Genomic DNA, 20,088 nt, shown 5'->3' on the forward strand with positions numbered 1-20,088 from the left:
CCCTCCACTGCGTACCAATACGGGTGTCCCCGCTGCGTACCAGTACCGGCGTCAGCCCACCACGTACCGGTACCCGAGATCAGCCGACCTTGAGGTCCACCAGAAGCACAGCGCCGCTGACCGTGGTGAGCCGCAGCTTGTACGTACCGGGGTGACTGTCGGTGAAGATCTGCGGCAGCTTCAGCAGGCCGTTGGCGTCGGTCTTCAGGCCGGTGAGGGTGCGCAGCGGCGCGCCCTTGGCGTCCTTGAAGTACGGGCCTTCGGTGCTCTGCTCCGCCTCGGCGGGGTCGGCGGCGTCCCCGGCGATCATCGTGGCGGTGACTGCCACGCCCGGCGCTGCCTTGCCGTGGTAGGTCGCCTTCACCTCGACGGCGTCGGCGTAGGAGGCGCCCGACTCGGCCTGCAGCTTCTCGTCGGAGGTGCGGGCCAGGGCGTCGGCCTGCGGCCTGGCCTTGACGGTGGCGGTGAAGTCGGTGGCCGGCACGGCGCGGCCGACCGCCGTGGCACGGACGGTCCAGGTCCCGGCCTTCTCGCCCGCGATCAGGGCGGGGGCGGTGGCGATGCCGTCCTTGTCGGTGGTGACGGTGACCTTGGCGGCGCCGCCCTTGAAGCGGGTGTCGCCGTCGCCGCGTATCTCGTACTGCACGCGCACGCCGGAGACGGTGCGGTCCGCGGTGTTCTCCGCGCGGACCTGCAGCGGGTCGGCGAACGTCTCGCCGGCGGTGGCGCTCCGCTCCTTGTCCCCGACGCGTTCGAGGGAGGCGAGGGGGGCGGGCTCGTCGGGCGCCGGGGGCTTCGTGGGCGTCTCGTTGCCGCTGCCCGGTGTCGTGCCGGGGGTCGAGCCGTCCTCGTCGGAGCCGCTGCCGGATTCGGACCCCGGCTGGGAGCCGCCGTCGCCGTCGGGCGCGGGCGTCGGGTCGGGCTTCGTGGTGTCGCCGCCGGTCCCCGAGCCGTCGTCGTCCTTGTCGGAGCCGGACTCCTTGCCGCCCCCGGAGCCGTTGTTCGCGTCGGAGCCCTTGTCGGTCCCGGAGTTCTTCCCGGGATCGTTGTCCTTCCCCGAGCTCCCCCGGTCCTTCTCGCCGCTCTGCTTGCCGCCGGTGTTCCCCTTGCCGGCTCCGCGACCGGAATCGCCGGTGCCCGCACCGGAGTCGTTCGTGCGCGGTCCGGTCGGCAGGACGCCGGCGCCGTCGGGCACCTCGTGCGTGCCCTTGCGGTAGTACTCGTACCAGGACAGCACCGTGCGCAGGTATTCCTCGGAGTGGTTGTAGCCGAGGATCGCGCGGTTCATGTCCGCCTGCACCGACAGGTCGCGGCCGGCGGCGCAGAGGTAACGGCCGGCCGACAGGGCGGCGTCGTAGATGTTGTTGGGGTCGCTCGCGCCGTCGCCGTTGGCGTCCGTGCCCCACCTCGCCCAGGTGGACGGGATGAACTGCATCGGGCCGACCGCGCGGTCGTGCGTGGTGTCGCTGTCGAAGCGGCCGCCGTCGGTGTCGGTGATCCGGGCGAAGCCGTTGCCGTTGAGCTGGGGGCCGAGGACGGGCTTCAGCGTCGTGCCGTTCGCGTCGACCGCGCCGCCGCGGGCCTGCCCGGACTCGACCTTGCCGATCGCGGCGAGCAACTGCCAGGGCAGCTTGCAGCCGGGGTTGCTCTGCGCGAGAGAGGCTTCGGCCTTCTTGTACGCGGCGAGCACGGTCGCCGGTATGCCGGACTCCATGGGGCCGGTGGCTATGGGCCCGTCCCCGCCCTTCTCCTTGCCGGGCCGTGGACCGGCGAGCGGCGGGAGGTCGGTGTAGTACGAGGAGTCACCGTCGATGGGGGTGTCGCCCCGGGGAACGTCCCGGGAACTGCCCACCGCCTTGGCGGCGTCCGGCGCCTGCGAGGCCGTGAGCGCGGCAACGGCCAGCGCCGCGACCACACCGGAGGCCGCTCCCCTGCGGAGCCGTCGGCCGAACTTGGCTGCCATACGCCCTACTCCCCCTCCGCGTCGAACCACCGTGCTGGGTGCACGGCGTTGCGCTCTCGGCGCTCCAACGCACGCGACACTACGACAACTCCCCGCGCGCAGCTACCGTTCCCGGCTCACCATCACTGTCCGCCCACATCCGGCATACTGCCTCGAACCGATCACTCGATCAGGTTCAGCGATCGGGTCCGGTCAGGAGGGGGATCATGCCGTTCACACTCAGCCATGCCGCGGCGGTGCTGCCTGCGGTGCGCCGCAACGGCACGGCGCGCGGCCCGCTGCTCGCGTCGGCGCTCGTCGCCGGTTCGTTCGCGCCGGACCTGACGTACTTCGCGGACACGGTCGTGCCCGGTGCGATGGCGTTCGGAGAATTCACGCACGCGCCGTGGGGTGTTCTCACCGTGGACACGCTGTGCGCCGCGCTCCTGGTCGGAGTGTGGCTACTGCTGCGCGGTCCGCTGCTGGCCGTGCTGCCGCGGGCGTGGCGGGGCCGCGCGTGGGCGCTGTTCCGCGGCCGGGACTGGCGGGAGCTGTCGCGCGGGCAGCTCGTGGTGCGCTTCTGGTGCTCCGCGGTGATCGGCGCGCTCACGCATGTGGTGTGGGACGCGTTCACCCACCCCGGGCGCTGGGGTGTCCGGCTGCTGCCCGTACTGCAGGAGTACGTCGCCGGGTGGCCCGTGTACGCGTACGTGCAGTACGGCACGTCGGCGGTGGCTCTGGTGGCCATGGCCTGGTTCGTGCGATCCGCGCTGCGAGGGGCGCCGCGCGACGCCGCACCCGAAGCGCTGCCCTCGCTCGGCAATAGGGCGCGGGCGGGGTGCGGCGTGCTGCTGACGGCGTGCGTACTGCTGGGCGCCGGGCACCGGGTGGTGCGGGCGCATGCGGTGTACGGCGGGTCGGCGACGTGGTTCGACTACGTGCCGACGGTGCTGTTCGGCGCGGGCGCCGGACTGGGGGTGGGCCTGCCGGTGTGGGCGGCGGCGGTCCACCTCTTCGGCCGACGGCGCCGACGGCTGCGGGCCGCCGCTCCGGCGGAAAAGGCGACGGCCGGGAGCTGATCCGAACGGATCGCCCCCGGCCGCCTTCCGCACTCGGGGTGCGGCGATGCCTGCCGTGATCAGTGCGCGGCCGACTCCCAGTCCCCGCCCGAGCCGACGGAGACGTCCAGCGGGGCACGCAGCTCGACGGCGCCGGCCATCTCGCGCCGCACCAGCTCCTCGACCTGCTCCTGCTCGCCGGGCACCACCTCGACCACGATTTCGTCGTGGACCTGGAGCAGCATCCGGGAGCTGAGCCCGGCAGCCCTCATGGCCTCGTCGACGCGCAGCATCGCGATCTTGACGATGTCCGCCGCGGTGCCCTGGATGGGGGCGTTGAGCGCCATCCGCTCGGCCATCTCCCGGCGCTGGCGGTTGTCGCTGTTGAGGTCGGGGAGGTAGCGACGGCGGCCGAGCATGGTCTCGGTGTAGCCCGTGGCGCGGGCGCGGTCGACGACGTGCTGGAGGTAGTCCCGGACGCCGCCGAAGCGCTCGAAGAAGTTGTCCATCAGCTTGCGGGCCTCGTCCGGGCTGATGCTCAGCTGCTGGGACAGGCCGAACGCGGACAGGCCGTACGCCAGCCCGTACGACATCGCCTTGATCTTGCGGCGCATCTCGGGGTCGACGTCGGTCTTCGGCACCGAGAAGACGTGCGAGGCGACCGTGGTGTGCAGGTCCTCACCGGAGGTGAACGCCTCGATGAGGCCCTCGTCCTCGGAGAGGTGCGCCATCACGCGCAGCTCGATCTGGCTGTAGTCCGCGGTCAGCAGCGTCTGATAGCCCTCGCCGACCACGAAGCCGCGGCGGATGGCGCGGCCCTCGTCGGTGCGCACGGGGATGTTCTGCAGGTTGGGGTCCGTGGAGGACAGCCGGCCGGTCGCTGCCACCGTCTGGTTGAAGGTGGTGTGGATGCGGCCGTCCGCGGCGATGGTCTTGATCAGACCCTCGACCGTCGTGCGCAGCTTGGCCTGCTCACGGTGGCGCAGCATGATCACGGGCAGTTCGTTGTCGGTCTGCGCCGCGAGCCAGGCGAGGGCGTCCGCGTCGGTGGTGAAGCCGGTCTTGGTCTTCTTGGTCTTCGGCAGGCCCAGCTCGTTGAAGAGCACTTCCTGGAGCTGCTTGGGCGAGCCGAGGTTGAACTCGTGTCCCGCGGCGGCGTGCGCCTCGGTGACGGCCTGCTGCACGGCGGCGGCGAACTGCTGCTCGATGCGCTCCAGCCAGCCCCGGTCGGCGGCGATGCCGGAGCGCTCCATACGGGCCAGCAGCGCGCTGGTGGGCAGCTCGATGTCGCGCAGCAGGTCGGCGGCCCCCACCTCTTCGAGGCGCGTCTCGAAGGCGGCTCCGAGGTCGAGGACCGTACGGGCCGTGGCCATCAGGGCCTCGGCCTCCGCCTGCTCGTCGGCACCGAAGGCCAGCTGTCCGTCGCCGGCCGCGGCGGGGGCCAGGTCACGGCCGAGGTACTCCACGGAGAGCGCGTCGAGGGCGAAGGAGCGCCGGCCGGGCTTGACCAGGTAGGCGGCGAGGGCGGTGTCCATGGTGACGCCGTCGATGTGCCAGCCGTGCTCGGGGAAGATCCGCATCAGGCCCTTGGCGTTGTGCATCACCTTCGGGCGCTGCGGGTCCGCGATCCACTCGGCGAAGGCCTTGTCGTCGGCCTCGTCCAGCTCGGTCGGGTCGAAGCGGACGGCGGGCCCCTCGGCACTGGCCAGGGCGACCTCGGCGACCGAGCCGCTGCCCAGCTTCCAGGAGTCGACCGTGGCGACACCGAGGAGGGCGCTGCCGTGCTCGGCGAGCCAGGGGGCGAGCTGCCCGGCGCCCGCGACGAGGCCGTCGATCTCGACGCCCGGCAGCGGCTCGGCGGGGGCCGCCTCCTCCGCGCCGGGGTCGACGGCCAGGAGACGGTCGCGCAGACCCTGATTGCGGATCTCCAGCCCTTCCAGGAACACCGTGAGGGCCTGCCGGTCGTAGCCCTCGCGCACCAGCTCGGCGGGGCCGCAGGGCAGCTCGACGTCGCGGATCATCTCCGTCAGGCGGCGGTTGAGCTTCACGGCGTCCAGGTGGTCGCGGAAGTTCTGCCCGGCCTTGCCCTTGACCTCGTCGGCCCGCTCGCACAGCTCCTGGAAGGAGCCGAACTGGTTGATCCACTTCGCGGCGGTCTTCTCGCCGACGCCGGGGATGCCGGGGAGGTTGTCCGACGGGTCGCCGCGCAGGGCGGCGTAGTCCGGGTACTGGGCCGGGGTGAGGCCGTACTTCTCGAACACCTTCTCCGGGGTGAAGCGGGTCAGCTCGGAGACGCCCTTGGTGGGGTACAGCACCGTGACGTCGTCGTTGACCAGCTGGAAGGAGTCCCGGTCGCCGGTGACGATGGAGACCTCGAAGCCCTGCTCGGTGGCCTGCGTGGTGAGCGTGGCGATGATGTCGTCCGCCTCGAACCCGTCGGTGGCGAACCGCTTCACCTTCATGGCGTCCAGGAGCTCACCGATCAGCTCCACCTGCCCCTTGAACTCGTCCGGGGTCTTGGAACGGTTCGCCTTGTAGTCGGGGAACTCCTCCGACCGCCATGTCTTGCGCGAGACGTCGAAGGCCACCGCGAAATGGGTGGGCGCCTCGTCGCGCAGGGTGTTCGCGAGCATCGAGGCGAAGCCGTACACGGCATTCGTCGGTTGCCCCGTGGCGGTGGTGAAATTCTCCGCGGGCAGGGCGAAGAACGCCCGGTACGCCATGGAGTGCCCGTCCATCAGGAGCAGCCGGGGGCGCCCGCCGCCCGTCGTCTCGCTGCCGGTCGTTTCGCTCTTCTTCGCTGCCTTTGCTGCCACGCCCCCGATCCTGCCACGCCCCACTGACATTCCCCGACGCGACGGCCGCGGGACCGCCCCCGCGTGCTGCCGGCCGGCCGTGGAACCGCTCCCGGCGTGCCGGCCCGGCGACCGTGGAACCGCTCCCGCGCGTCAGCTGTGGAGAACTTCGTCACCCTCGACGCCCGGCGCCTTCGCCACGACGACCTGTGGACAACCACCCGACGGCCGGTCGCCCGTGCCAGGATCGATGGCAGCCGGAGGACCGCGCAAGGACCCTTCCATGCATGATCCGGACGGCTGAATGGTGATATACAGAACGGCTGCTCGCGCAGGCAGCGGAGCGGCATCGGCACCCAGGAGACCGTCATGGCAGGCAAAGCACCCGAGTCGGACCCGGTACAGGACGCCCCCGAGGTCAGCGCCCGCAAGCACTCGGCCGTCGGCCTGCCCGCGATCACCAACGCCCTGCGCATCTCCCGTCAGCAGATGGGCGTGAAGCGCACGGCGCTGACGCTGCTGCGCGTCAACCAGAAGGAAGGCTTCGACTGCCCCGGCTGCGCCTGGCCCGACCCGGACCATCGGCACGCCGCGGAGTTCTGCGAGAACGGCGCCAAGGCCGTCGCCGAGGAAGCCACCCTGCGGCGCGTCACGCCCGACTTCTTCGCCGCCCACTCCGTCGCCGACCTCGCGAAGCGCAGCGGCTACTGGCTCGGCCAGCAGGGCCGCCTCACGCAGCCGATGTACCTCGCCGAGGGCGCCGACCACTACACCCCCGTGTCCTGGGAGCGGGCCTTCGACATCGTCGCCGAGGAGCTGACCGGCCTCGGCTCCCCTGACGAGGCCGTCTTCTACACCTCCGGCCGTACGAGCAACGAAGCCGCGTTCCTGTACCAGCTCTTCGCCCGCGAGTTCGGCACGAACAACCTCCCCGACTGCTCGAACATGTGCCACGAGTCCTCCGGCTCGGCCCTCACCGAGACCATCGGCATAGGCAAGGGCAGCGTCTCCCTGGAAGACCTCCACAAGGCCGATCTGATCATCGTGGCCGGCCAGAACCCGGGCACCAACCACCCCCGTCAGCTCAGCGCCCTGGAGGAGGCCAAGGCCAACGGCGCGAAGATCATCTCGGTCAACCCGCTGCCCGAAGCCGGTCTGGAGCGGTTCAAGAACCCCCAGACCCCGCGCGGTCTGGCCGGCGGCGGCACCGCCCTCACCGACCTCTTCCTCCAGATCCGCCTCGGCGGCGACCAGGCGCTCTTCCGCGCACTGAACCACCTGCTCCTCACCACCGACGGCGCGCTCGACGAAGACTTCATCCGGGAGCACACGCACGGCTTCGAGGAATTCCGGGAGGCCGCACGCGACAAGCTGGACTGGGACGAGACCCTGCGGGCCACGGGCCTGACGCGCGCCGAGATCGACCGCGCACTCGACATGGTCCTCGCCTCCAAGCGGACGATCGTGTGCTGGGCGATGGGCCTCACCCAGCACAAGCACTCCGTCCCCACCATCCGCGAGGTGGTCAACTTCCTGCTGCTGCGCGGCAACATCGGCCGCCCCGGCGCCGGCGTCTGCCCCGTACGCGGCCACAGCAACGTCCAGGGCGACCGCACCATGGGCATCTTCGAACGCCCGGCGCCCGCCTTCCTGGAGGCCCTGGAGAAGGAGTTCGGCTTCGCGCCGCCCCGGGAGCACGGCTACGACGTCGTACGGGCCATCCGGGCGCTGCGCGACGGCCGGGCCAAGGTCTTCTTCGCCATGGGCGGCAACTTCGTCTCCGCCACCCCCGACACCGACGTCACCGAGGCCGCCGTACGCCGGGCGAACCTCACCGTCCACGTCTCCACCAAGCTCAACCGCTCGCACGTCGTCACCGGCGCCCGCGCCCTGATCCTGCCCACCCTCGGACGCACGGAGAAGGACGTCCAGGACAGCGGCGAGCAGTTCGTCACCGTCGAGGACTCCATGGGCATGGTGCACGCCTCCCGCGGCCGCCTGGCGCCCGCGAGCCCGCACCTGCTCTCCGAGCCCGCCATCGTCTGCCGCCTCGCCCGCCGGGTGCTCGGCGAGGACAGCCGCACACCGTGGGAGGAGTTCGAGCGGGACTACGCCGCGGTCCGCGACCGCATCGCGCGCGTCGTCCCCGGCTTCGAGGACTTCAACGCCCGCGTCGCGAACCCGGACGGCTTCGCCCTGCCGCACGCCCCGCGCGACGACCGCCGCTTCCCCACCGCCACCGGCAAGGCAAACTTCACCGCCGCCCCGGTGGAGTACCCCGACGCCCCCGAAGGCCGGCTGCTGCTCCAGACGCTGCGCTCGCACGACCAGTACAACACCACCATCTACGGACTGGACGACCGCTACCGCGGCATCAAGAACGGCCGTCGCGTGGTCCTGGTCCACCCCGAGGACGCCCGCGCGCTCGGCCTCGCCGACGGCGCGTACACCGACCTCGTCAGCGAGTGGACCGACGGCATCGAACGCCGCGCACCCGGCTTCCGCGTCGTCCACTACCCCACCGCACGCGGCTGCGCCGCCGCCTACTACCCCGAGACCAACGTCCTGATCCCCCTCGACCACACGGCCGACACCAGCAACACCCCCGCCTCCAAGTCGGTGGTGGTGAGGCTGGAACGGACGACGCTCTGAGGGGTGGGAGCAGCCGGCGGGGCGGAGTGCGGCGGGTACGCCGGGGCCCGGCGTACCCGCGCGGGCGCCGGGACGGGGCCGCGTGCAGCCTGGTACGACCACGCGGTCGTGGCACCGCCCCGGCACCCGCCCCTGCCCCTCCCCGCAGTGACGAGCCGCACAGCGTTCCCGACCCCGAACTGAGCGCTCGCTCAGTAGCCTGAGGGCGGCACGACGCCCGCCTCGGCCCGGCCCGCGGCCCACGCCGCCGGCTCGTACGCGTACGGCCAGCACACCGGCACACCGGCACGCCGGCACACCACAACGAACAGCGTCACGAAGAACAGCGTCACAACGAACAGCGATCACGACGAGCAGCGCGAGCGAACGGAGCCGCACGCCATGGGCGAGCAGACCACGACCACGTTCCCCCAGGAAGTCCTCGACCAGTGGGCCGGGCAGGGCCTGGACCTGCCCGCCCTGTTCTCCGCCGGCCACCTCGGGACGCGGATGAGCGTGCAGGTCGTGGAGGCCTCCCCGGAGCGGGTCGTCGGCACCATGCCCGTCGAAGGCAACACCCAGCCCTACGGCCTGCTGCACGGCGGCGCCTCCGCGGTGCTCGCCGAGACCCTCGGCTCCGTCGGCGCCATGCTGCACGGCGGCCCCGGCAAGCTCGCCGTCGGCGTCGACCTGAACTGCACCCACCACCGCGGCGCGCGCACCGGCCTGGTCACCGGCGTCGCCACGCCCGTGCACCGCGGCCGCTCCACCGCCACGTACGAGATCGCCATCACCGACGAGCAGGGCAAGCGGGTCTGCAGCGCGCGGCTGACCTGCCTGCTGCGCGACGCCGAGGCCCCGACGCAGCCTTCCTGAACGGACCGGCACAGCCCTCCTGAACCGACCGGCACACCCCTGCTGACCTGGCACGATCAGTTCGCAGCACGGCCCCGCTCCGGCAGCCTCGGAGCGGGGCCGCGGCGTGTCCGTGCCCCGGGCGATCCGGTGCGCGCACTCGCCGCGATCCGTACGCATCCCGTACGCGTTCCGCACGGACGGACGCCCTAGCCGTCCGTCGCCCTAACGCTGTGTAACACGCACGCACTTTGTCTCCGCCGCGCCTCCCAGGGCCGTCGCGGCGCCGCTCCCGTACCGCCGCCCGCACCGCATTCCGGACGCCTCTGGGGCGCCACGCGACAAACGCCCTCGTAGAAGTGCGAGTTGGCGCTCCGCCTGCCGTACACCCCTCTGCAGTAAGGACCATCCGCACGAAACGCTCATCGAAGGTCATAACAAGAGCGTCACATCCTCGTCGGCGCCGGTACCCCCGCCGTTGGGGCAGCTCTACCATCACCGCCAGTCACCGCGCCGCCGGGCGCGCTGTACCAGCACGGCCTGTATCACCCCGTACAGCCCGGCGCGCGAACGGTCACGCAGTGGCGTGACCGAGCCAGGGGAAAGGACTGATCGTGCGTCACCGTTCCTTGCTGATACTCACCACCACGGTAGCCGCCGGCGCCCTCACGCTCTCCGCGTGCGGCTCCCGCGGCGAAGACAAGAGCGGCGACGGCTCCAAGGCCACCGTCGTCATCGGCCTCGACGCCCCGCTCACCGGCGAACTCTCCGCACTGGGCCAGGGCATCAAGAACTCCGCCGACCTCGCCGTGAAAAACGCCAACAAACAGAACGAGGTCGAAGGCGTCACCTTCGAACTGCGGCCCCTCGACGACAAGGCGCTGCCCAACGCGGGCCAGCAGAACGCCACCAAACTGGCCGGCGACAAGGAAGTACTCGGCATCGTCGGCCCGCTGAACTCCGGCGTCGCCCAGTCCATGCAGCAGGTCGCCCAGTCCAACGGCGTCACCCTCATCTCCCCTGCCAACACCACGCCCGACCTCACCCAGGGCAAGAACTGGAAGAAGAACGACCGCAAGCGGCAGTTCTCCACCTACTTCCGCACCGCCACCACCGACGAGGTCCAGGGCGCGTTCGACGGCCAGTACGCCTACGAAAAGATGAAGGTCAGGACCGCCTACGTCATCGACGACCAGAAGACCTACGGCGTCGGCCTGGCCTCCTCCTTCAAGGACCAGTTCACCAAGCTCGGCGGCAAGGTCGTCGGCACCGAGCACGTCAGTCCCGACGACCGCGACTTCAAGGCCGTCGTCGCCAAGGCCAAGGGCGCCAAGCCCGACCTCGTCTTCTACGGCGGCGAATACCCCGCCTCCGGACCGCTCAGCCAGCAGCTCAAGGACGGCGGCGTCGACGTACCCCTCATGGGCGGCGACGGCATGTACAGCGGCGACTACATCGAACTCAACAAGAAGGCACAGGGCGACTACGCGTCCTCCGTCGGCAAGCCCGTCGAGCAGCTGGAATCCGCCAAGAAGTTCATCGCCGACTACAAGGACGCCGGCTACAAGGACGCCTACGAGGCCTACGGCGGCTCCACCTACGACGCCACCTGGTCGATCATCCAGGCCGTCAAGCAGGTCGTCCAGGACAACAACGGCAAGCTCCCCGACGACGCCCGCAAGAAGGTCGTCGACGCCATGAACAAGGTCTCCTTCGAAGGCGTCACCGGCAAGGTCTCCTTCGACAAGTACGGCGACACCACCAACACCATGATCACCGCCTACCAGGTCGACAACAAGAAGTGGGCAGCCCGCTTCAGCGCCGAGTTCAAGAAGTTCGACAAGAGCTGACAGGCACCACCTCTGCCCCCTCACCGGGCCGCGCCAGCAGGACACCAACCCCTGGCGCGGCCCGCGGCACACCGCACACCCCCCGCATGCACGGCCCACCGGTACCTTCCCACCCCACGGAGGCCCTGCGGTGAACGAACTGCCGCAACAGCTGGCCAACGGACTCATCCTCGGCGCGATGTACGGACTCATCGCGATCGGCTACACGATGGTCTACGGCATCGTCCAGCTCATCAACTTCGCACACGGCGAGATCTTCATGGTCGGCGGCTTCGGCGCGCTCACCGTCTACCTCGCCCTCCCGACCGGCCTGCCCCTCATGGCAGCCCTCCCTCTCATGCTCATCGGCGGCATCCTCGTCTCCGTACTCGTCGGCGTCGCCGCCGAACGCTTCGCCTACCGCCCCCTGCGCGGCGCACCCCGCCTCGCCCCCCTCATCACCGCCATCGGCCTGTCCATCGCACTCCAGCAAGCCGTCTGGAAGTGGTACCCCGACGCCAAGAAGGCCCGGGTCTTCCCCCAGTTCAAGGGCGACGCCTTCGACATCCTCGGCGCCACCGTCCAGCGCGGCGACCTCTTCGTCCTCATCGCCGCCCCGCTCTGCATGCTCGCCCTCGGCTACTTCGTCTCCCGGACCCGCAGCGGCCGCGCCATGCAGGCCACCGCACAGGACCGCGACACCGCCGCACTCATGGGCATCAACACCGACCGCATCATCGTCCTCGCCTTCGCCATCGGCGCGGCCTTCGCCGGCGTCGCCGCCGTCGCCTACGGACTGCGCACCGGCGAGGTCCAGTTCCGCATGGGCTTCATCATGGGCCTGAAGGCCTTCACCGCCGCCGTACTCGGCGGCATCGGCAACATCTACGGCGCCATGCTCGGCGGCCTCGTCCTCGGTGTCGCCGAAGCCCTCGCCACCGCCTACGTCGAGTTCATCCCCGGCATGACCCAGTTCGGCGGCGGAGCCTGGAAAGACGTCTGGGCCTTCGTCCTCCTCATCCTCGTACTGCTCCTGCGGCCACAAGGCCTCCTGGGCGAACGCGTCGCGGATCGGGCGTGATAGCGATGACCACCACCCCCATTACCAAGACCCCCGCCACGGACACGCCCCCAGCGGGCCTCCTCCCCCTCCCCGCACGCGCCGCCCGCCTCCTCACCGCCGCCGGCGCCCTCCTCACCGCCGCCTCCACCGGCCTCTCCTGGACCTGGAGCAGCGAATTCCCCGGCGACCTCACCTACTACGGATCCCCCGCCGGACTCCAGCTCATCGCCCTCGTCGGCGCCCTCCTCACCCTCGCCTTCGCCCTCGCCGGCCTCGGCATCCGCGGCCTGACCGCACTCACCCCCGGCGGCCGCAACGCGCCCCTCCTCTTCGCCGCGCTCGCCACCTTCGCCACCACGTGGTTCACCCTCGGCGCCATCGCCGTACAGCTCGGCGGCCTGATCAACCTCGAACCCGGCGGCTTCATCGCCGGCATCACCGCACTGATCACCCTCCTCGGCGCCCTCGGCCTCCCCGCCGACCGCACCCCCTCCACACCCCCGCACGGCCCCTGGCAGCGCTTCACCAACAGCTGCGCGGCCGTCCCCACCCCGCGCCCCGCCAAGCAACTCCCCTCCTGGGCCGAGATCCTCCTCATCGCCGTCGCCTTCGGCATCGCCCTCTACGCCTTCACCTACGGCATCGACGCCGAAGACGGCCCCCCCTTCGTCGGCTACCTCCTCTTCGTCGCCCTCGCCGTCCCCGCACTGCACCGCGCCGGCCTCATCGACCGCCTCACCGCACTCACCCGCCGGCACCGCGGCATCGCACTCGCCGCCGCCTTCATCGCCGCGGCCGCCTTCCCCTTCACCCAGGACACCGACGAGTACACGATCATCGGGGCCAACATCCTGATCTTCGCGACCGTCGCCCTCGGCCTGAACGTCGTCGTCGGCCTGGCCGGCCTCCTCGACCTCGGCTACGTCGCCTTCCTCGGCGTCGGCGCCTACGCCGCGGCCCTCGTCTCCGGCTCCCCCGACTCCGCCCTCGGCATCCAACTCCCCTTCTGGGCAGCCCTCCTCACCGGCGCCGCCGCGGCCCTCGTCTTCGGCGTCCTCATCGGCGCCCCCACCCTGCGACTGCGCGGCGACTACCTAGCCATCGTCACGCTCGGCTTCGGTGAGATCTTCCGCATCGCCATGCTGAACCTCAACGGCACCACCGGACCCGATGTCACCAACGGCGCCATGGGCATCCCCAACGTCCCCAACCTGGAGATCTTCGGCTTCAACTTCGGCGAGCCCCACACCATCCTCGGCGTGCCCATCGCCACCTACGGCAACTACTACCTCCTCATGATCCTCGTGACGGCCTTCGTCGTCCTCGTCTTCCGCCGCGCCGCCGCCTCCCGCATCGGACGCGCCTGGATCGCCATCCGCGAGGACGAAACCGCCGCCATCGCCATGGGCATCAACTCCTTCCGCCTCCGCCTCCTCGCCTTCGCACTCGGCGCCGCCCTGGCCGGACTTGCCGGAACCGTCCATGCACACGTAGTAACGACCGTCACACCCGAGCAGTTCCAGTTCGCCGGACCCCAGCCGCCCAACTCCGCCTTCCTCCTCGCCGCCGTCATCCTCGGCGGCATGGGCACCCTCAGCGGCCCCCTCGTCGGCGCGGCACTCCTCTTCCTCATCCCCGCCAAACTGGACTTCCTCCAGGACTACCAGCTGTTCCTCTTCGGCCTGGCCCTCGTCCTGCTCATGCGCTTCCGCCCCGAAGGACTGATTCCCGACCGCCGCAAGCAGCTCGAATTCCACGAGACCGGCCAGCTCGACGTACCCGATGTACCCGAACCCCGCCTCAACGAGGACACCACCGGCGCCACCAAGGCAGGGGCGTGAGGACACCATGACCACACCCACGACCGTCACGAAGAGCAACGGCGCCGTCCTCGAAGCAGCCGGCGTCACCATGCGCTTCGGCGGCCTCACCGCCGTACGCGCCGTCGACCTCACCGTCTCCCCCGGCGAAATCGTCGGCCTCATCGGCCCCAACGGCGCCGGCAAAACCACCTTCTTCAACTGCCTCACCGGCCTCTATACCCCCACCGAAGGCACCGTCAGCTACAAAGGCACCCGCCTCTCCCCCAAACCCCACCTCGTCACCCAGGCCGGCGTCGCCCGCACCTTCCAGAACATCCGCCTCTTCGCCAACATGACCGTCCTGGAGAACGTCCTGGTCGGCCGCCACACCCGCACCAAAGAAGGCCTGTGGTCAGCGCTCCTCCGAGGCCCCGGCTTCAAGAAAGCCGAACGCGGCAGCGAAGCCCGCGCCTTGGAACTGCTGGAATTCACCGGCCTCGCCGCCAAACGCGACCACCTGGCCCGCAACCTCCCCTACGGCGAACAGCGCAAGCTCGAAATCGCCCGCGCCCTCGCCAGCGAACCCGGCCTCCTCCTCCTGGACGAACCCACCGCCGGAATGAACCCCCAGGAGACCCGCGCCACCCAGGACCTCGTCCTCGCCATCCGCGACCAGGGCACCGCCGTCCTCGTCATCGAGCACGACATGCGCTTCATCTTCAACCTCTGCGACCGCGTCGCCGTCCTCGTACAGGGCGAAAAACTCGTCGAAGGCACCGCCGACGTCGTCCAGGCCGACGAACGCGTCGTCGCCGCCTACCTCGGCACCCCCTTCGAAGGCGCCCCCGGAGCCGAAGAAGCCGCCGAGGTCGACGCGGCGGAAGCGCAGGCAGCCGGTACGCGAGCGGCCGGTGCCGAGGAAGCCGGTACGCGAACGACCGGTACTCCGGCAGCCACCGAGACCCGACCGGCGCCGGGCCCCGCGCCCGACGAGACCACCGCTCCCGACGAGCACCCCCCGAACGGAGACGCGCGATGACCGCCCTGCTCGAAGTCGAGGACCTCTGCGTCGCCTACGGCAAGATCGAAGCCGTCAAGGGCATCTCCTTCAGCGTCCAGGCCGGCCAGGTCGTCACCCTCATCGGCACCAACGGCGCCGGCAAGACCACCACCCTCCGCACCCTCTCCGGCCTCCTCAAACCACTCGCCGGAAAGATCACCTTCGACGGCCAGATCCTCAACGGAGTCGGCGCCCACAAGATCGTCGAACGCGGCCTCGCCCACTCCCCCGAAGGCCGCCGCCTCTTCCCCCGCCTCACCATCGCCGAAAACCTCCAGCTCGGCGCCTTCCTCCGCAAGGACAGCAACGGCATCGAACGCGACATCCAGCGGATCTACGAGCTCTTCCCCATCCTCGGCGAACGCCGCAAACAAGCCTCCGGCACCCTCTCCGGCGGCGAACAACAGATGCTCGCCATGGGCCGCGCCCTGATGTCCCGCCCCAAACTGCTCATGCTCGACGAACCCTCCATGGGCCTCTCCCCGATCATGATGCAGAAGATCATGGAGACCATCATCGAGCTCCGCTCCCAGGGCACGACGATCCTCCTCGTCGAACAGAACGCCCAGGCCGCGCTCTCCCTCGCCGATCACGGACACGTCATGGAGATCGGCAGGATCGTTCTCTCCGGTACCGGAGAACACCTCCTCCACGACGAGTCCGTCCGCAAGGCCTACCTCGGCGAGGACTGAAGCCGCGGCAAGCAGGCAGGACGTCGGTACGCAACACGGCGAGGGCCGCACCATGATCATGGTGCGGCCCTCGCCGTACGCGGAAAGCGCCCCGCCTGCCACCGCCCGGAGCCGCCGCGCGGCCCGGGACGGCCGACTACTCGGAGGCCTTGTCCTTCTCCTTCTGCTTCTTCTCCTCGGCGTCCTCGATGACCGCCTCGGCAACCTGCTGCATCGACAGCCGCCGGTCCATCGACGTCTTCTGGATCCACCGGAACGCGGCGGGCTCCGTCAGCCCGTACTGCGTCTGCAGAATGCTCTTCGCCCGGTCCACGAGCTTGCGCGTCTCCAGCCGCTGGGTGAGGTCCGCGACCTCCTTCTCCAGCGTCCGCAGCTCCGTGAACCGGCTCACGGCCATCTCGATCGCCGGCACGACGTCGCTCTTGGAGAACGGCTTGACCAGGTACGCCATGGCACCGGCGTCCCGCGCCCGCTCGACCAGCTCACGCTGGGAGAACGCGGTCAGCATCAGTACCGGGGCGATGCTCTCCTCGGCGATCTGCTCGGCCGCGGAGATGCCGTCGAGGACGGGCATCTTCACGTCGAGGATCACCAGGTCGGGGCGGTGCTCACGGGCCAGCTCCACGGCCTTGGCGCCGTCACCGGCCTCGCCGACGACCGTGTAGCCCTCCTCCTCCAGCATCTCCTTCAGATCCAGGCGGATGAGCGCCTCGTCCTCGGCGATGACGACGCGGGTGGTCTGCGGCGGGACGTGCGACTGCTCGTCGGCGACGGGCTGCTCGGGCTCGGCGGCGCTCACGTGACTCCTCGTTCCAGGCAGGTGGTGCGTATGCAGCCTACCTAGCACCGGGCACGAAGGTGCACACGGTATGCTGCTCGGAGCCCATCCAGCCGGGTTGGCGCAACTGGTTGACGCGGAGGCCTCAAAAGCTTCTGCCCGAAAGGGCATGTGGGTTCGAATCCCATACCCGGCACTCTTCCTTAAAACGGACGATCACCTTCGCGTGAATCTTTCAGGGATCACCGCGCGACCTGCGTTCATAACGCAGAGTGGCCGCATGAAGACGCATGATCCTGACGTACGTCAGAAGGCACTCGTTCTCCTGCGGTCCGGCCGAAAGAACGCGGACGTCGCCCGCGACCTCGACGTTCCGCGCAGCACAGTCGGGGTGTGGCTACACAGAGACCGGGCCAGTCGCGGCGGGCTTCCCGCCCCTCGCCTGCTTCAGTGCTCGCGCTGCGACGGTTGCGACCTGGACGAAGCCACGTACGCCTATCTTCTCGGCCTGTACCTAGGTGACGGATGCATCAGCCGACAGCCACGCGGCGGCTATGCCTTGCGCATCGCCTGCGCCGACGCGTGGCCAGGTCTTATAGAGGCGTGCCGCGACGCTGTGTGCCGCGTACGCCCCATGAACAGCGTGTGCGTCGTCCACAATCAGGGCTGCGTCATGGTGACCAGCTACAGCCGCCACTGGCCGTGCCTCTTCCCCCAGCACGGCCCCGGTAGGAAGCACGAGCGCCGCATCGCCCTCGAACCCTGGCAGCAAGAAATCGTCGACGCCTACCCCTGGGAGCTCATACGCGGGCTGATCCATTCCGACGGCTGTCGGATCACCAACTGGACGACGCGGATGATCGGCGGAGAGCAGAAGCGGTACGAGTATCCGCGGTACTTCTTCACGAATGCCTCCGAGGACATCGTGCGCCTCTACACGGACACCCTTGACTCGCTCGGCGTGGAGTGGAAGGCCGCCCGGCAGTCGCGGCAAGCCCAGAACGTCTCCGTGGCCCGACAGGCGTCCGTCGCGTTGATGGACGCCCACGTCGGGCCCAAGTACTGAACCGGGCCTGCCCGTCCGTGCTACTTCGGGGAGTCGTCCTCGCCGATGTGGTGGACGCGGACCAGGTTCGTGGAGCCGGGGACGCCGGGGGGTGAGCCGGCGGTGATGATCACTACGTCGCCGGGGCGGCAGCGGCCGATGCGGAGGAGTTGCTCGTCGACCTGGGCGACCATCTCGTCCGTGGAGTCGACCGTCGGGCCGAGGAAGGTCTCGACGCCCCAGGTGAGGTTGAGCTGGGAGCGGGTGGCCGGCTCCGGCGTGAAGGCGAGGAGCGGGATCGGCGAGCGGTAGCGGGAGAGCCGGCGGACCGTGTCGCCGGACTGCGTGAAGGCCACGAGGAACTTCGCGCCCAGGAAGTCGCCCATCTCGGCGGCGGCGCGGGCGACGGCGCCGCCCTGCGTACGGGGCTTGCTGGTCTCGGTGAGGGGGCGCAGGCCCTTGGCGAGGATGTCTTCCTCGGCGGCCTCGACGATGCGGCTCATCGTGCGGACGGTTTCGGTGGGGTGCTTGCCGACGGAGGTCTCGCCGGAGAGCATCACCGCGTCCGTGCCGTCGATGACGGCGTTGGCCACGTCGGAGGCCTCGGCGCGCGTCGGCCGGGAGTTGTCGATCATCGAATCGAGCATCTGCGTGGCGACGATGACCGGTTTGGCGTTGCGCCGGGCCAGCTTGACCGCGCGCTTCTGAACGATCGGGACCGTTTCGAGCGGCATTTCGACGCCGAGGTCTCCGCGGGCGACCATGATGCCGTCGAACGCGGCGACGATGTCCTCGATGTTGTCGACCGCCTGCGGCTTTTCGACCTTGGCGATGACGGGGAGGAAGCGGCCTTCCTCCCGCATGATGCGGTGGACGTCCTCGATGTCGCGGCCGCTGCGTACGAAGGACAGGGCGATGACGTCGGCGCCGGTGCGCAGTGCCCAGCGGAGGTCGTCCTGGTCCTTCTCGGAGAGGGCGGGGACGGAGACGGCGACGCCGGGGAGGTTGAGTCCCTTGTGGTCGGAGACCATGCCGCCTTCGATGACGCGGGTGCGGACCTCGGGGCCGTCGACGCCGATGACTTCGAGGGTGACCTTGCCGTCGTCGACGAGGATGCGTTCGCCGGTGGTGACGTCGGCGGCGAGCCCTTCGTAGGTGGTGCCGCAGACGTGGCGGTCGCCGTCGGTGTCCGGTTCGACGGTGATGGTGAATTCGTCGTCGGTTTCGAGGAGGACGGGGCCTTCTCGGAATCGGCCGAGGCGGATCTTCGGACCTTGAAGGTCGGCGAGTACGCCGACGCTGCGTCCGGTCTCGTCGGATGCCTTGCGGACCCGCTCGTAGCGCGCCTCGTGGTCGGCGTAGGTGCCGTGGCTGAGGTTGAAGCGGGCCACGTCCATTCCGGCTTCGACGAGGGCTTTGATCTGCTCGTACGAATCTGTGGCGGGTCCCAGGGTGCAGACGATCTTTGCTCGGCGCATGGGTCGACCCTATGACTTACCGGCGGGTAGAGACCTGTGGAGAAGTGACTGCCCAACGTCGGTGCGGTGAAAGGCTCTTGACAAGTATTGCAATGTGCGAGCGCCCGCTCCTATGAGCAGCATTCGAGCCTTGCACGTGCACTCGTACGTACGTCCGCACGAGCCGCTCGCTGTTCGCGCGGTCGGCTCGTACGCATGCCCGTGTGTGACACCACCAGAGCGTGCGGCGTCGCCGGGGCTCGCGGCGCTTTCAGAGCGTGGGGCGCGTCATCGTGAAGCGCGCGTTGACGTGTGCGTAGACGGTCTGTTGCTGGGGTTCGAGGTCGAGCGCCGGGGCGGTCTCCTCGTGGGCGGCGCCTCCGTAGGCGGCGCGGGAGCGGAGCATGGGGTTGCCGGCGGGTGCGGGGGCTTCGGCGCCGATGTCGGCGAGTTCCAGGAGGGCGTCGAGGCGGGCACCGAGCGCTTCGGCGTATTCGCGGGCGCGCTGGACGGCTTCGCGTACGGCCTGCTGGCGTGCTTCGCGGTGGGCCGGCGAGTCGGGGCGCAGGTCCCACCAGGGACCGGCGACGCGGGTGAGTTCGTGGTCGGCGAGACGGGTGGCGAGTTCGCCGAGTGCGCTGAAGTCGGTGACGGTGGCGGTGAGGTGGACGCTGCCGTGGTAGGCGCGGACGCGTTCGCCGCGGCCTTTGTGGGTGAGCTGGGGGGTGACGGTGAAGGCGCCGGTGGCGAGCTTTTCCACCGCTTCGCCGTAGCTCTTGACCAGGTCGATGACTTCGGTATTGCGGCGGGTGAGGTCCTGCAGGGCGGCGGCGCGGTCGGTGCCACGGGCCTGGACGGTGATGCCGATGCGGGCGATTTCGGGGTCGACTTCGAGGCGTGCTTCGCCGCGTACGGCGACGCGCGGGGCGTCGGGGGTGCCGTACGGGAGGGCGGGCTCGGGGTGCCCTGCGCTGGTGAAGGGGGTGGGCGCATCGGTCATGGGGCGGGGGGCTCCTTCGGGTGGCGCGACGCGGTGGTGTTCCGGGTGGCCCAGGCCGCGTGGTGTCCGGGCAGGCCTCGC

15 protein-coding genes, 1 tRNA gene and 1 pseudogene are annotated in these 20,088 nt (G+C 70.1%); 11 read left to right on the top strand and 6 right to left on the bottom strand.

Features of this window, described 5'->3' with window-relative positions; all coding sequences use genetic code 11:
• Positions 1-79: 79 nt before the first annotated feature.
• Positions 80-1,963, bottom strand: coding sequence for a lytic transglycosylase domain-containing protein (locus ABZ840_RS17595; protein WP_361560394.1), 1,884 nt, complete (start codon positions 1,961-1,963; stop codon positions 80-82).
• 206 nt (positions 1,964-2,169) lie between these two features.
• Between ABZ840_RS17595 and ABZ840_RS17600 the strand changes: the two genes are divergently transcribed.
• Entirely contained in the window at positions 2,170-3,021 is an 852-nt protein-coding gene (locus tag ABZ840_RS17600) for a DUF4184 family protein (protein WP_361560396.1), read from the top strand.
• 59 nt (positions 3,022-3,080) lie between these two features.
• On the opposite strand, the gene polA is transcribed toward ABZ840_RS17600, so the two are convergent.
• Positions 3,081-5,816 carry a DNA polymerase I gene (gene polA, locus ABZ840_RS17605; RefSeq protein ID WP_361560399.1) on the bottom strand — a complete coding sequence of 912 codons (2,736 nt, stop codon included), beginning with the start codon at positions 5,814-5,816 and terminating at the stop codon, positions 3,081-3,083.
• A 348-nt stretch (positions 5,817-6,164) separates the two neighbouring features.
• Here polA and ABZ840_RS17610 point away from each other — a divergent pair, with 348 nt between their 5' ends.
• Positions 6,165-8,447 (top strand): FdhF/YdeP family oxidoreductase, encoded by a 2,283-nt coding sequence (locus ABZ840_RS17610; protein ID WP_361560401.1) that lies wholly within the window; start codon positions 6,165-6,167, stop codon positions 8,445-8,447.
• Between the two features lie 191 nt (positions 8,448-8,638).
• Here the strand turns inward: ABZ840_RS17610 and ABZ840_RS17615 are convergent, their stop codons facing one another.
• The gene (locus tag ABZ840_RS17615; RefSeq protein ID WP_361560404.1) at positions 8,639-8,764 is read right to left on the bottom strand and encodes a hypothetical protein; all 126 of its coding nucleotides are present in this window, start codon (positions 8,762-8,764) and stop codon (positions 8,639-8,641) included.
• A 64-nt stretch (positions 8,765-8,828) separates the two neighbouring features.
• Here ABZ840_RS17615 and ABZ840_RS17620 point away from each other — a divergent pair, with 64 nt between their 5' ends.
• The 6 genes from ABZ840_RS17620 (at position 8,829) to ABZ840_RS17645 (ending at position 15,727) form a co-directional block, all read left to right on the top strand.
• The gene (locus tag ABZ840_RS17620; RefSeq protein WP_361560407.1) at positions 8,829-9,302 is read left to right on the top strand and encodes a PaaI family thioesterase; all 474 of its coding nucleotides are present in this window, start codon (positions 8,829-8,831) and stop codon (positions 9,300-9,302) included.
• 608 nt (positions 9,303-9,910) lie between these two features.
• Positions 9,911-11,131: a branched-chain amino acid ABC transporter substrate-binding protein gene (locus ABZ840_RS17625; protein ID WP_361560903.1), complete on the top strand. Its 1,221-nt coding sequence runs from the start codon at positions 9,911-9,913 to the stop codon at positions 11,129-11,131.
• A 130-nt stretch (positions 11,132-11,261) separates the two neighbouring features.
• A complete protein-coding gene (locus tag ABZ840_RS17630) occupies positions 11,262-12,191 on the top strand; it encodes a branched-chain amino acid ABC transporter permease (RefSeq protein ID WP_361560410.1) in 930 nt (309 codons plus the stop codon).
• A gap of 5 nt (positions 12,192-12,196) precedes the next feature.
• On the top strand, positions 12,197-14,014 hold the full coding sequence (locus ABZ840_RS17635) for a branched-chain amino acid ABC transporter permease (RefSeq protein ID WP_361560413.1): 1,818 nt from the start codon (positions 12,197-12,199) through the stop codon (positions 14,012-14,014).
• A 7-nt stretch (positions 14,015-14,021) separates the two neighbouring features.
• A complete protein-coding gene (locus ABZ840_RS17640) occupies positions 14,022-15,014 on the top strand; it encodes an ABC transporter ATP-binding protein (RefSeq protein ID WP_361560416.1) in 993 nt (330 codons plus the stop codon).
• Positions 15,011-15,727, top strand: coding sequence for an ABC transporter ATP-binding protein (locus tag ABZ840_RS17645; protein ID WP_361560419.1), 717 nt, complete (start codon positions 15,011-15,013; stop codon positions 15,725-15,727). The genes ABZ840_RS17640 and ABZ840_RS17645 overlap by 4 nt, the downstream gene beginning before the upstream one ends.
• A gap of 136 nt (positions 15,728-15,863) precedes the next feature.
• Here the strand turns inward: ABZ840_RS17645 and ABZ840_RS17650 are convergent, their stop codons facing one another.
• Entirely contained in the window at positions 15,864-16,526 is a 663-nt protein-coding gene (locus ABZ840_RS17650) for a response regulator (RefSeq protein ID WP_361560422.1), read from the bottom strand.
• Between the two features lie 91 nt (positions 16,527-16,617).
• On the opposite strand from ABZ840_RS17650, the gene ABZ840_RS17655 reads away from it, so the two are divergent.
• The 3 genes and pseudogenes from ABZ840_RS17655 (at position 16,618) to ABZ840_RS17665 (ending at position 17,571) form a co-directional block, all read left to right on the top strand.
• Positions 16,618-16,701, top strand: a tRNA-Leu gene (locus tag ABZ840_RS17655).
• Positions 16,702-16,785: 84 nt separating this feature from the next.
• Positions 16,786-16,899 (top strand): annotated as a pseudogene (locus ABZ840_RS17660) (helix-turn-helix domain-containing protein); the annotation flags it as partial.
• A gap of 240 nt (positions 16,900-17,139) precedes the next feature.
• The gene (locus ABZ840_RS17665; RefSeq protein ID WP_361560939.1) at positions 17,140-17,571 is read left to right on the top strand and encodes a hypothetical protein; all 432 of its coding nucleotides are present in this window, start codon (positions 17,140-17,142) and stop codon (positions 17,569-17,571) included.
• 20 nt (positions 17,572-17,591) lie between these two features.
• On the opposite strand, the gene pyk is transcribed toward ABZ840_RS17665, so the two are convergent.
• Both pyk and ABZ840_RS17675 read right to left on the bottom strand, forming a co-directional pair.
• The gene (gene pyk / locus ABZ840_RS17670; RefSeq protein WP_361560425.1) at positions 17,592-19,028 is read right to left on the bottom strand and encodes a pyruvate kinase; all 1,437 of its coding nucleotides are present in this window, start codon (positions 19,026-19,028) and stop codon (positions 17,592-17,594) included.
• A gap of 250 nt (positions 19,029-19,278) precedes the next feature.
• Complete coding sequence (locus ABZ840_RS17675) at positions 19,279-20,007, bottom strand: SIMPL domain-containing protein (protein WP_361560428.1); 729 nt, start codon at positions 20,005-20,007, stop codon at positions 19,279-19,281.
• Positions 20,008-20,088 lie beyond the last annotated feature (81 nt).

This window comes from Streptomyces sp. NPDC047117, from assembly GCF_040643545.1.
In the GTDB taxonomy this organism is placed as follows: Bacteria; Actinomycetota; Actinomycetes; order Streptomycetales; family Streptomycetaceae; genus Streptomyces.